This window comes from Microbacterium sp. ACRRU (assembly GCF_022346945.1).
Classification (GTDB): domain Bacteria; phylum Actinomycetota; class Actinomycetes; order Actinomycetales; family Microbacteriaceae; genus Microbacterium; species Microbacterium mcarthurae.
This window is the reverse complement of record NZ_JAKRNI010000006.1, coordinates 1-11,933: the sequence shown is the minus strand read 5'-3', so window position 1 is coordinate 11,933 and position 11,933 is coordinate 1. Positions and strand designations below refer to the sequence as shown.

Below are 11,933 nucleotides of genomic sequence, written 5' to 3'. Positions count from 1 at the left end.
CTACGGGAAAAGTTCCTGTCAAACAGGAATGCTAACGGAAAACTTACGGATGCCGCCAGGGCGCCTCACCCGGGTCCTGCTACTGTCGGGCGCATGTCCGACGGCCCCGTTCGCCGCGCGCGGCTCGACGACACCGTCGACGCCGCCATCGTGCGCGAGATCTCCCGCGATGCCCGCGCGACCCTCGCGCACCTGTCCGAGAAGGTCGGACTGTCGGTATCGGCCGTGCAGTCACGGCTGCGGCGTCTGGAGGCGCGCGGGATCGTCCGCGGGTACCGCCCGGTGCTCGATGCCGAAGCGCTCGGCCGCCCGCTCGCGGCGTTCGTCGAGATCACGCCGCTCGATCCTGCGCAGCCCGACAACGCCCCGGAGCTGCTCGCCCACCTCAGCGCGATCGAGGCGTGCCATTCGATCGCCGGCGATGCGGCCTACATGCTGTTCGTCCGTGTCCCCACGCCGCGCGACCTCGAGACGCTCATCCGAGACATCCGGGCCGCCGCGCAGGTCAACACGCGCACCACGATCGTGCTGCAGACCTTCTTCGAGGCGCGCCCGATCGAGCCGGCCGACTTCCCGGCCTGACACCGCGCGGATACATCTGCCGACGGATGCCGTACGCCGGCCCGCCGCGTACCGTGAGACGAATGCGCATCACCCTGCGTCCCCTGCACCGGTACCAGCTGGTCGTGGACCTCGTCGTCGCCGGCCTCTTCGGGCTGACCGCGGTGGTCCTGGAGCTGCAGACCGGTGACGTGGGCGGCAACCTCGGTGCGGTGCTCTTCGTGGCACTGCTCACGGCGGCCTTCGCGTTCCGTCGTCTCCAGCCCGGGCTCGCGCTGACGCTGGCGTGGGCCGGGGCCGCCGTCCAGATGGCCTTCCTCCGTTCACCCACCCCCACCGACGTCGTCATCTTCGCGGTGCTCTACGGCACGGCTGCGTACGGAACCCGCCGGGTGTTCTGGGCGGGGCTGGCCTCCGCGGTCGGGGGTGCCGTCGTGGTCACCGGATACCTCGTCCTGCGCGGCGGGGCATCGGTGTTCTTCCCCGACAACGGCTTCGCCGTCGTCGCCCTGCTGCTGAGCTCGGGTTTCGCGTTCCTTCTCTCGTGGGTCACGGGCGCGCTCGTGCGCACGGCGCGTCGGGCGTCCGAGAACGCGCGCGCCCAGCGCGAAGCCGAAGAAGCGACGATCGCCGAGCAAGAGCGTGTGCGCATCGCCCGCGACATGCACGACGTCGTCGCGCACTCGCTGGCGGTCGTGATCGCTCAGGCCGACGGGGCGCGCTACGCCGCCGCGCAGGACCCCGAGGCCGCCACTCGGGCGCTGCAGACCATCTCGACCACCGCGCGCCTCGCCCTGGCCGATGTGCGCCTGCTGCTCACACAACTTCGTCACAGCCAGGCCGACGGCCCGCAACCGACACTCGCCGACGTCGACGGGCTGTACGCGCAGGTGCGCGCGGCCGGCATGGAACTCACGACCACCGTCGACCCGGCGCCCGCCGGAGAGCCGCCCGCCGCCGTGCAGCTGGCGCTGTATCGCATCCTGCAGGAGGCCCTCACCAACGCCCTACGGCACGGTGCCGATCGTCGGGCGTGGGTGCGCTTCGCGTGGCATCCGGATCGGGTCGACCTCACGGTGGGCAACCGCCGGGGGGACGGCACCGCGCCCGCCCCGGGCGGACACGGTCTGATCGGCATGCGCGAACGCGCGCAACTCGCCGGGGGTTCTCTGGCGGCGACCCCCGAGGGAACCGACTTCGTGGTCCGGGCGACCCTCCCGATCGGAGCCGCGTCGTGAGTCCCGGACGGCGAGTGTCGCGCCCTCACCCGTCACCATGGATGCCACACCGCCCCGCGCCTCGAAAGGAGCCGCTGTCATGACCTCACCGATCCGCGTGGTGCTCGTCGACGACCAGGCGCTGTTCCGCGCCGGCATCCGGATGGTGCTGGACTCGCAGCCCGACCTCGAGGTCGTCGGTGAGGCATCCGATGGGCGCGAAGGGATCGAGGTCGTCCGCGCGACCCGCCCCGACATCGTGCTGATGGACGTTCGGATGCCGGTCATGGACGGGCTCGCCGCGACCGCCGAGATCCTGCGCGACCCGGGTGCTCCGCGCGTCGTGGTGCTCACGACCTTCGATCTCGACGAGGCGGCCGCACGAGCCATCCAGCACGGGGCGAGCGGCTTCCTCCTCAAGGACTCCGACCCGGAGTTCCTGCTGTCGGCGGTGCGCACCGTGCACGCGGGATCCGCCGTGATCGCCGCGCAGGCGACGCGCGACCTGTTCGCGCACATCGCCGAGGCGGGCGCGAGCGAGCCGGTCCCGCCGAGCTACGCGGCCCTCACCGATCGCGAACGGGAGATCTTCGCGCTCGCCGCCGCAGGGCTCAGCAACGCCGAGATCGCCGCGCGCGAATTCCTCTCCGAGGCGACGGTCAAGACGCACGTCAGTCGCATCCTCACGAAGCTGTCCCTCCGCGACCGGGTGCAGCTCGTGGTCTTCGCCTACCGCCACGGCCTGGTCTGACCGCGCCGCTCAGTCCGCGGCGTCGGCATCCGGGTGGTGGAGCTCCGGGTCGTGCGCCCACGTGGGGGCGAGCGCGCGGATGCGCGCGGCGCGCCACTGCCACGTCACCCACAGGCCCGGCCACAGCGCGGGAGCCGCCGCGCCGCCGATCGTGAGGCGTTCGCGCCACAGCGTCCGGGTCGGGTCCCCGGGCACCGCGGACACCGCCATCTGGTGGTCCCACACGTCCAGTGCCGCGAGCGGCCCGGTCAGGGGCACACCCCAATCCCGGAACACCCGCACGCGCCCGTGCCCATCCGTCGTCTCGCGATCGGCGACCGAGATCAGCTGGCGCCCCACGGGGAGAATCCCCGCGGCGCGCATCTGCACGGGCACGTCATCGCCGGACTCGAACGCCGTCGGAGCCTCCTCGAGGGGCTCGACGTCGAGCAGCGGGCCGTACAGTTCCGCGACCGCACGGGGGGAGTGCAGGGCTCGCCAGGCGGCATCCGGATCGCAGTCGATCTCGAACTTCAGCAGAATGCGCATGCTCGCATTGTGCCAATTCCCGGCGGGAATGCCGTCGGGTTGACGGGCCACGAGGAGCGCCCCGCTCGTCGTAGGCTCGAGGGATGCCGAACACCTCCGATGCTCTCGCGCAGGCGAACTACCAGGTGCGTCTCGAGTGGGGCGACGCGGGGCTGCGCCGACTGGCGCCCGCGCACGTCGTCGTCGTGGTGCAGACGCTCGGGCTGACCGCCCGCGTGCTCGCGGCCGTCGAAAGCGACGGCAGCGTGACCGCCTCGTCGAGCGATCCGGCCGCGCGCATCGCGCTCGCCGCCGAACGTGCGGGGGCGCATGTCGTGGTCGCGGGAATCCGCAACGCCGCCGCCGTGGCCGCGCACGTCCTCGACGTGCAGCGTTCGCGCGGCGACCGGACCAGCATCGCCGTCGTCGCGGCGGGCGACGCGGACGCCGCGGAGGGGGCGGCTCCCCGGTTCGCCGTCGAGGATCTCCTGGGCGCGGGCGCCGTCGTCGCGGCCCTGGGCGACCTCGGCATCGACCACGCCTCGCCCGACGCCGCCGTGGCCGGGGAGGGGTTCCGCGCGCTGCGCGGCGCGGTGCGGCACCTCCTCACCGCGAGCGGAACCGGGCGCCTCCGGGCCGACGCGGGCGAACGCGACCTCGTGCTCGCCGCCGCCGAGCGCGACGCGGCATCCGTCGTCCCCGTGCTCCGTGACGGGACCTTCGTCCGCGCGTGACGCGGTAGCCAGCCCGGCCCCGCCGTCAGCGCGGCGTCGCCGCCGCCAGTCGCGTCGCGGGGGTGATCTCGCGACGCACCCACGTGAGGGCGAATCGCGGATCGAAGGACGGTGCGCACTTCGCGCACGACGTCGGCCGCGTCGCGCGGCGATGCCGATAGGCGACGTGTCCGGCCGGGCAGGTTCCGACCCACGGCGCCAGCTCGTTGGCGGTTTCGCCCGCATGCGTGGTGCCGCCGACGTAGCCGAGTTCGCGGGCCGCGCGCTTCCACACCGGCCCGTGCCCCGCGGGCGCGCCCGCGAGCGCGTGCGCGACCTCGTGCAGGAGGGTCTGGTGGTTGGTGTCGTCGTCGTACCGCGCGGCGAGGTAGCGCGAGACGCTGATGCGGCGTCGACCGTAATCGCAGAGCCCCGCGCGGCGCTTGGCGTTGTCGAAGGAGAACGACCACGACTCGTCGAGGTGCAGGGCGATCAATGCCTCCGCCCACGTACGCACGCGCTGCAGATCCGACATGACGGCAACTGTAGGGAGGGGCTCCGACGTCAGCTCGCGACGACGGCGCGGGTGCGCCGTCGGTCCGCCGCGTCGATCGCGAGGAGCGTGGACTCCAGCTCGGCATCCGTGGCGCCGGCATTCTGGCGCAGGAACAGCGCGCGCTTGAAGTCGGTGCGCGCGGCCTCGTAGTCGCCCTCGTCGTAGTGCACCTTGCCCCGGTGCTGCAGGGCGAAGGCGGCGATCCCGGCCCAGCCCTGTCCTTCGGCCTCCTCCGCACACGTCGTCAGCTCCTGCTCGGCGGCGGCGAACGCGCCCCGGCACTGCTGGATCGTGGCGTGCAGGATGCGGGCGCGCAGCAGGTCGCGGCGGGTTCCGGCCATGCGCGCGACACGCACCGACTGCTCCGACACCGTCAGGGCCTCGTCGAAGCGGTCGAGGACCTTCAGCAGCCACGTGCGTTCGAGCAGGGCGGGGAGGCTGCGCTGCGAGCCGATCTCCTCGAGCCGCTCCGCGCACTCGCGAGAGTCGGTGATCTCGCGCAACGTGTCGGGGTCGTACCCGTGGATGTAGCTCACCGTCGCTCCTCTCGAATGGCCGATGCCTTCCAGTCTGCGGTGCCGGTGCCCGATGCTCTGTCTCGCCACACCGGCGTGCCGCGGATCACGTTCGATACGGCTCCCGGACCTTGCTCGTCAGCGGTCGAAGATGGATGCCGAGGGTTTCGGCGACGGTGTCGCGTCGGCATCCGTCGCGGGGCGTGCGCCGCGGATGAATTCGTCGATCTCGGCTCCCTGAGCCACTTTCGCGGGGTGGGGGCCGGCGGCCATGAGGCGCGGGAGCCACTCGACGGGGAGCGGCGCGGACGACGCGGCGACGACGAGGTTGCCGAACCGGCGGCCCTTGAGCACTTGCACTTCGGCGAGCACGATGACCTCGGGCAGCACCTCGCGAACCGTCGCGACCTGGCGGCGCGCGAACGCCAGCCCGGGCCCGTCCGAGACGTTGACCAGCAGCACGCCGTCGGGCGCGAGCAGCGCCGCGGCCTCGCGATAGAACTCCACCGTGGTCAGGTGCGCCGGCGTCTGGGCGCCCGAGTAGACGTCGCTGACCAGGAGGTCGACGGCGCCGTGCAGACCCGATGGAAGCCGGCCGAGGCCCGCGCGGGCGTCACCGATGCGGACACGGATCGCGGCGCCGCGGGGGAGCGGGATGTTCTCGCGCACGAGGTCCCACAGCGCCGGTTCCAGCTCGATGACCTGCTGCCGTGAGCCCGGTCGCGTGGCCTCGACGTACCGGGGGAGCGTCAGGGCCCCCGCGCCCAGGTGGACCGCGGTGAGGGGTTGCCCTGGCATCCGGAGTCGGTCGATCACCGCACCCATGCGCGCGACGTACTCGAAGTGCAGGTGCGTCGGATCGTCGAGGTCGACGTGCGACTGCGGGGTCCCGTCGACGACGAGCTCCGACCCCGACACGTACGTCGAGGCGGTGACCCGCGCGATCGCCCCGTCGGACAGGCGCGCCGTGGGTGCGTCGTCCGGTTCCACCCGCATGCGTGCCATCCCTCCACGCTAGCCCGCACCCTGGGGCGTGAGTCGCCAAGAATTGTCGCCTGGGGGACGCCCCAGGCGACAATTCTTGGCGACTCACGCGCGGGGCTTCGGCCGAAACACGATCGATACGCGCGGGCAATGGGCTCGAAGCGCGTCTGCATGTACGGTCGGGGGAACAGCAACACGGAGCGCGGCACGACGTTGTGGACAGCGCCGTCGACCTCCTCCTTTCTCCCCCCGGAAGGCAACAGAAAATGCAAGGTTCTCTTCGACGACGCCTGCTCATCGGCGGATCGGCGCTCGCCATCGGCGCTCTGGCCCTGTCGGCCTGCACGAGCCAGCGTGACGACAACGGTGGCGGCGACGCGGCCGGAGACGTCGACTCGACGTTCGTGTTCGGCGCCTCGGGCGATCCGTCCAGCCTCGACCCGGCGTTCGCGAGCGACGGGGAGTCGTTCCGCATCTCACGCCAGATCTTCGAGGGTCTCGTCGGCGTGGAGCCGGGAACGGCCGACCCCGCCCCGATGCTCGCCGAGAGCTGGGAGCAGTCCGAGGACGGACTGTCGTACACCTTCCAGCTCAAGGAGGGCGTCACCTTCCACGACGGCACCGAGTTCAACGCCGACGCGGTGTGCTTCAACTTCGACCGCCAGAACAACTTCACCGGTATCGCGCAGTCCGAGAGCCTGTCGTACTACTGGGGCAAGATCATGCGCGGCTACGCCGACACCGGCACGTCGATCTACGGCGGCTGCGACGCCGCGAGCCCCACCGAGGTCACGATCACCCTCACCGAGCCGTTCGCCGGCTTCATCCCCGCCCTCTCGCTTCCGGCTTTCGCGATCCAGAGCCCGACGGCGCTCGAGGAGTACGGCGCGGACGACGTGGGCGGCACCTCCGAGGCCCCCACGCTCAGCGAGTACGCGCAGGGCCACCCGACGGGCACCGGACCCTTCCAGTTCGACTCGTGGGAGCCCGGCGCCGAAGCGACCGTGAGCGCGTACGACGGCTACTGGGGCGAGCAGGGCCAGGTGCAGCAGGTCATCTTCCGTGTGATCGGCGACACCACGGCCCGCCGCCAGGCGCTCGAGTCCGGCTCGATCGACGGGTACGACCTCGTCGCTCCCGCCGACCTCGGTGCGCTCGAGAGCGCGGGCTACATGCTCGTCAACCGCGATCCGTTCAACATCCTCTACCTCGGCATGAACCAGGCCGACCCGGCGCTGGCCGACCCGCGCGTCCGCCAGGCGATCGCCCACGCCATCGACAAGGAGCAGCTGGTCACCCAGGTGCTGCCCGAGGGCACGACCGTGGCATCCCAGTTCATGCCCGAGAGCGTCATCGGCTTCAACCCGGACGTGACCACGTACGACTTCGACCCCGAGGCCGCCACTGCGCTGCTCGCGGAAGCCGGATTCACCGAGGCCGCCCCGCTGAACCTGACGTTCAACTACCCCGTCAACATCTCGCGTCCGTACATGCCGAACCCCGAGCAGATCTTCACCAACCTGCAGTCGCAGCTGCAGGCCGTGGGCATCGTCGTGAACCCGGTGTCGAACGAGTGGGGCGAGTACCTCGACCTCATCCAGGGCGGTCCGCAGCACGGCATCCACCTCCTCGGCTGGACCGGCGACTACAACGACCCCGACAACTTCGTGGGCACGTTCTTCGGCGGCGCCTCGAACGAGTGGGGCTTCGACAATGCCGAGCTGTTCTCGGCCCTCACCTCGGCCCGCGGCCTTGCGACCGAGGACGAGCAGGAGCCGGCCTACCAGGACGTCAACGAGCAGATCGCGCAGTTCCTGCCCGGTGTGCCGCTGGCCAACCCCGTACCGACGCTCGCATTTGCTCCGCGCGTGAAGTCCTACCCGGCCAGCCCGGTGCAGGACGAGGTCTACAACGAGATCGAACTCACCGAGTGATCCGGATGCCGCGGGCCGACGTCCCTGTCGTCGTCGGCCCGCGGTCTCCCGCGTCCCCCCGACCCCGAGCCCTGTGAGAACCCGTGCTCCGCACCATCGGCAGGCGTCTGCTCCTGCTCGTCCCGACTCTGTTCGGGCTTTCCGTCCTTCTGTTCCTCTGGGTCCGCGCGCTGCCGGGCGGACCCGCCGTCGCGCTGCTCGGCGAGCGGGCGACCCCCGAGGCCGTCGCCCGCATCAACGAGCTGTACGGGTTCAACGAGCCGCTCTACGTGCAGTACTTCACGTGGCTCGGCCGTCTGCTCTCGGGTGACTTCGGCTCCTCCATCCAGACCGGCCGGCCGGTGCTGGAGGAGTTCTGGCGCCGGTTCCCCGCGACCCTCGAACTGTCGATCGGCGCCCTGATCGTGGCGGTGGGCATCGGCATCCCCCTCGGCTACTGGGCCGCACGCCGCCACGGCAAGGCGTGGGACCACATCGCCGTGGTGCTGAGCCTCATCGGCATTACGATCCCGGTGTTCTTCCTCGCGTTCATCCTGAAGTACGTGTTCGCCGTGCAGCTCGGGTGGCTGCCCTCCGACGGGCGGCAGAACCCGCGCATCGACGCGACGCACTACACGAACCTGTACGTGCTCGACGGCATCATGACGGGGGAGTTCGACGCCGCGTGGGATGCCGTGCTGCACCTGGTGCTGCCGGCCATCGCGCTGGGCACGATCCCCCTCGCGATCATCGTGCGCATCACGCGCGCGTCCGTCCTCGAGGTGCAGAACGCCGACTACGTGCGCACGGGCCGCGCGAAGGGCATCGCGCAGTCGACGTTGCGCAACCGGTTCATCCTGCGCAACGCGATGCTCCCCGTCATCACGACCGTCGGGCTGCAGGCGGGTCTGCTGATCGCGGGGGCGGTGCTCACCGAGACGGTGTTCGCCTTCCCGGGCATCGGGCAGTTCCTCGCGCGCGCGATCTTCACGCGCGACTTCCCGGTGCTGCAGGGCTTCATCATCTTCATCGCGATCGCGTACGCCCTGATCAACCTGCTCGTCGACCTGTCGTACAGCGTCATCGACCCGAGAGTGAGAGTCAGTTGAGTTCCGGCATCCTCCCTCCCGCCCCCAGCGGCGGTCCCGTCGACGACAACGCCGTGGTCGACAGTCAGCTGCTGTCGGCGAAAACGCGCGGCGGCTTCTGGCACGACGTGTTCCAGCGGCTGCGCCGCAGCCCCGTCGCGTGGATCGGCGCGATCATCGTCGTGGCGTTCCTGCTCGTCGCGGCGCTGGCGCCGCTGCTCGCGCCGTACCCGGCCGAGTCGCTCCCCGGTCAGCGCTTCATCACCCCGACCGACATCCCGGGTCCCGGTGAGCTGCCGGAGTTCCCGCTCGGTCTCGACCGCTTCGGCGGCGACGTGCTGTCCAAGCTCATCTGGGGCACCCAGGCGTCGTTGCAGATCGGTGTGATCTCCACGGCGATGGGGCTCCTCGGCGGAATGGCGCTGGGCCTTCTCGCCGGGATGTTCGGCGGCTGGGTCGACGTGGTCGTCATGCGCTTCGTCGACATCCTGCTGTCGGTGCCGAACCTGCTGCTCGCGGTGTCGATCGCGGCGATCCTCGGCCAGAGCCAGCTCGCGATCATGATCGCGATCGGGGCGTCGCAGGTTCCGGTGTTCGCGCGCCTGTTGCGCGCGTCGATGCTGCAGCAGCGCGGCGCCGACTACGTGCTCTCGGCGCAGACCCTCGGCCTCAGCCGCCGCACGATCACGATGACGCACGTGCTGCCCAACAGCGTCGGGCCGGTCATCGTGCAGGGCACGCTGACCCTCGCCACCGCCGTCATCGACGCGGCGGCGCTGTCGTTCCTCGGCCTCGGCGGCGGGCTCCCGCAGACCGCCGAGTGGGGTCGCATGCTCACCTACGCGCAGGCCGAGCTGGCGATCGCGCCATGGCTGGCGTTCCTCCCCGGCATCTGCATCGCCGTGACGGCGCTGGGCTTCACGCTCCTGGGCGAGTCGCTGCGCGAGGCGATGGACCCCCGCACCCGCGCGCGGTAGCCCGCGCCCCGCGGGCGGCTCGCGTGGGTTCGGTGGCTCGCGTGGGTTCGGTGGCTCGCACGGGTTCGGTGGCTCGCGTGGGTTCGGCGGCTCGCGTGGGTCGCGGCGTCTTCATCGCCGCGAGAACAGGGGATGCGGCGGGTGCAGGCCGTTTCGCCGCGGATGGGCCTGTTGTGGTGGCATCCCCTGTTCTAGTGGCATCCCCTGTTGTGGTGGCATCCCCTGTTGCGGTGGCATCCCTGCTCCGGTGGCCGGTGGAGGCAGAGGGGGCGCGGAGGGTTGACTGTGCGGTGCCGGTCGCGAGAACCGACGATGCGCTGGGTACAGGCCGTTTCGCCGCGGATGGGCCTGTTGTGGTGGCATCCCCTGTTCTGGCGACATGCCGCACCGCTCCCCGCGCTCCCCGCACCGCGGCGCTTGCCGCACAGCGGCGCCCCCGCGCCGCGCTTACCCGGCCAGCCCGAGCTCGTTGCCGGGAATGGATGCCAGCAACCGGCGCGTGTACGGATCGCGGGGGTTCGTGAAGACCTCTTCGCTGGATGCCGCCTCGACCAGCCGCCCGTCCTTCATGACGCACACGTAGTCGCTGATGAGGCGCACGACGGCGAGGTCGTGAGAGATGAAGAGGTAGCTGAGGCCGTACTCGCGCTGCAGGTCGCCGAGGAGCTGCAGGATCTGCGCCTGCACGAGCACGTCGAGCGCCGACACCGGCTCGTCGCACACGATGAGCTCGGGCGACAGCGCGAGGGCCCGCGCGATCGCGACGCGCTGCCGCTGCCCGCCCGACAGCTCGGACGGATAGCGGCGGAGCATGGATGCCGGCAGGGCCACGTCGTCGAGGAGTTTCCGCACCCGCTTCTGGCGGTCGGCGCGCGAGCCGCGCTTGTAGAAGGAGAGCGGCTCCTCGATGATCCGCTCGACCGTGAACATGGGGTTCAGGCTCGAGTAGGGGTCCTGGAAGATCGGTTGCACCTTCTGCCGGAACTCCCGCAGGGCGTCGCCCTTGAGGGCGGCGACGTCCTGACCGTCGAAGAGGATCGAGCCGCTCGTGGGCTCGACCACCTTCAGCAGCATGCGTGCGGTCGTGGTCTTCCCCGAGCCGGACTCCCCGACGATCGCGACGGTCTCGCCGCGAGGGATCGACAGCGACACGTCGTCGACGGCGCGGAAGTCCTCGGCCTTTCCGCGGGACGCGTACACCTTGGTGAGGTTCGAGATCTCGACGATGTGATCGCGCGGGGCGGCCGTGTCGCGCTCGCCGCGGAAGTCCTCGGGGCGCAGGCGAACGGCGGCGACCGACGGTGCGGCGGCGACGAGCGACTTCGTATAGGCGTGCTGGGGATTCTCGAGGATCTGGCGGGCGGGGCCCTGCTCGACCACCCGCCCACGGTGCATGACCACCACGCGGGAGGCGCGTTCGGCGGCGAGTCCGAGGTCGTGGGTGATGAGGAGCACGGCCGCGCCGAGCTCCTTCGTCTGCGTGTCGATCTGGTCGAGGATCGTCTGCTGCACGGTGACGTCCAGCGCGCTCGTCGGCTCGTCGGCGATGAGCAGGCGCGGACGGCACGCGAGACCGATCGCGATGAGCGCACGCTGACGCATGCCGCCCGAGAACTCGTGCGGGTACTGTTTCGCCCGCTTCTTGGCATCCGGGAGTCCGGCGGCCTCGAGCGCCTCCACGACGCGGTCCGAGACGTTGCCGCGTTCGGCCAGCCCGTGCGCGAGGAGCGTCTCGGCGACCTGGGTGCCGATCTTGGCGACCGGGTTGAGGTTCGACATCGGATCCTGCGGCACGAGCCCGATCTGCCGCCCGCGCACCTGGCGCATGCGCGCTTCGCTGAACGTCGTCAGGTCGTCGCCGTCGAGCAGGATCTGTCCACGCGCGACTCGACCTCCGGATGCCAGAAGACCGATGATCGCCATCGCGGTCGTCGACTTGCCGGAGCCGGATTCGCCGACGATCGCGATGGTCTCGCCGGCGTGGATGTCGAGGTCGACGCCGTCCACGGCGCGCACGGGACCGTCCATGGTGGCGAAGTCGACCGCGAGGTCGCGGACGGAGAGAAGGGGCTGGGGGGATGCCGGAGCGGGGGGACCGGCGACATCGGAGGTCATTCCCCCATCCTCTCCCGCCGCCCGCCCCGTTCCCAC

The 11,933-nt window shown here is 71.0% G+C and carries 12 protein-coding genes; 7 read left to right on the top strand and 5 right to left on the bottom strand.

The window, feature by feature from the left end:
* Window positions 1-93 precede the first annotated feature (93 nt).
* The 3 genes from MHY30_RS05205 (at window position 94) to MHY30_RS05195 (ending at window position 2,529) form a co-directional block, all read left to right on the top strand.
* On the top strand, window positions 94-582 hold the full coding sequence (locus tag MHY30_RS05205) for an Lrp/AsnC family transcriptional regulator (RefSeq protein WP_239275726.1): 489 nt from the start codon (window positions 94-96) through the stop codon (window positions 580-582).
* A 62-nt stretch (window positions 583-644) separates the two neighbouring features.
* Complete coding sequence (locus MHY30_RS05200; protein WP_239275724.1) at window positions 645-1,799, top strand: sensor histidine kinase; 1,155 nt, start codon at window positions 645-647, stop codon at window positions 1,797-1,799.
* Between the two features lie 79 nt (window positions 1,800-1,878).
* Window positions 1,879-2,529: a response regulator transcription factor gene (locus tag MHY30_RS05195; RefSeq protein ID WP_239275722.1), complete on the top strand. Its 651-nt coding sequence runs from the start codon at window positions 1,879-1,881 to the stop codon at window positions 2,527-2,529.
* A gap of 9 nt (window positions 2,530-2,538) precedes the next feature.
* On the opposite strand, the gene MHY30_RS05190 is transcribed toward MHY30_RS05195, so the two are convergent.
* Complete coding sequence (locus MHY30_RS05190) at window positions 2,539-3,057, bottom strand: hypothetical protein (RefSeq protein WP_239275720.1); 519 nt, start codon at window positions 3,055-3,057, stop codon at window positions 2,539-2,541.
* Window positions 3,058-3,140: 83 nt separating this feature from the next.
* Here MHY30_RS05190 and MHY30_RS05185 point away from each other — a divergent pair, with 83 nt between their 5' ends.
* The gene (locus MHY30_RS05185; RefSeq protein WP_239275718.1) at window positions 3,141-3,770 is read left to right on the top strand and encodes a 2-phosphosulfolactate phosphatase; all 630 of its coding nucleotides are present in this window, start codon (window positions 3,141-3,143) and stop codon (window positions 3,768-3,770) included.
* A gap of 25 nt (window positions 3,771-3,795) precedes the next feature.
* Here MHY30_RS05185 and MHY30_RS05180 read toward each other — a convergent pair whose 3' ends face one another.
* From MHY30_RS05180 to MHY30_RS05170, 3 genes are all read right to left on the bottom strand, one after another.
* Window positions 3,796-4,284: a SprT-like domain-containing protein gene (locus MHY30_RS05180; protein WP_239275716.1), complete on the bottom strand. Its 489-nt coding sequence runs from the start codon at window positions 4,282-4,284 to the stop codon at window positions 3,796-3,798.
* A gap of 29 nt (window positions 4,285-4,313) precedes the next feature.
* Window positions 4,314-4,841 (bottom strand): tetratricopeptide repeat protein, encoded by a 528-nt coding sequence (locus MHY30_RS05175; protein ID WP_239275714.1) that lies wholly within the window; start codon window positions 4,839-4,841, stop codon window positions 4,314-4,316.
* 117 nt (window positions 4,842-4,958) lie between these two features.
* On the bottom strand, window positions 4,959-5,825 hold the full coding sequence (locus MHY30_RS05170) for a spermidine synthase (RefSeq protein WP_239275712.1): 867 nt from the start codon (window positions 5,823-5,825) through the stop codon (window positions 4,959-4,961).
* A 245-nt stretch (window positions 5,826-6,070) separates the two neighbouring features.
* On the opposite strand from MHY30_RS05170, the gene MHY30_RS05165 reads away from it, so the two are divergent.
* The 3 genes from MHY30_RS05165 to MHY30_RS05155 all read left to right on the top strand — a co-directional run bounded on the left by MHY30_RS05165 (window position 6,071) and on the right by MHY30_RS05155 (window position 9,782).
* Entirely contained in the window at window positions 6,071-7,738 is a 1,668-nt protein-coding gene (locus MHY30_RS05165) for an ABC transporter substrate-binding protein (protein WP_239275711.1), read from the top strand.
* Window positions 7,739-7,821: 83 nt separating this feature from the next.
* Entirely contained in the window at window positions 7,822-8,826 is a 1,005-nt protein-coding gene (locus MHY30_RS05160; protein ID WP_239275709.1) for an ABC transporter permease, read from the top strand.
* Window positions 8,823-9,782, top strand: a complete 960-nt coding sequence (locus tag MHY30_RS05155; protein ID WP_275438083.1) for an ABC transporter permease — start codon at window positions 8,823-8,825, stop codon at window positions 9,780-9,782. The genes MHY30_RS05160 and MHY30_RS05155 overlap by 4 nt, the downstream gene beginning before the upstream one ends.
* Window positions 9,783-10,229: 447 nt before the next feature.
* Here the strand turns inward: MHY30_RS05155 and MHY30_RS05150 are convergent, their stop codons facing one another.
* Entirely contained in the window at window positions 10,230-11,897 is a 1,668-nt protein-coding gene (locus MHY30_RS05150) for an ABC transporter ATP-binding protein (RefSeq protein WP_239275707.1), read from the bottom strand.
* Between the last annotated feature and the right edge of the window lie 36 nt (window positions 11,898-11,933).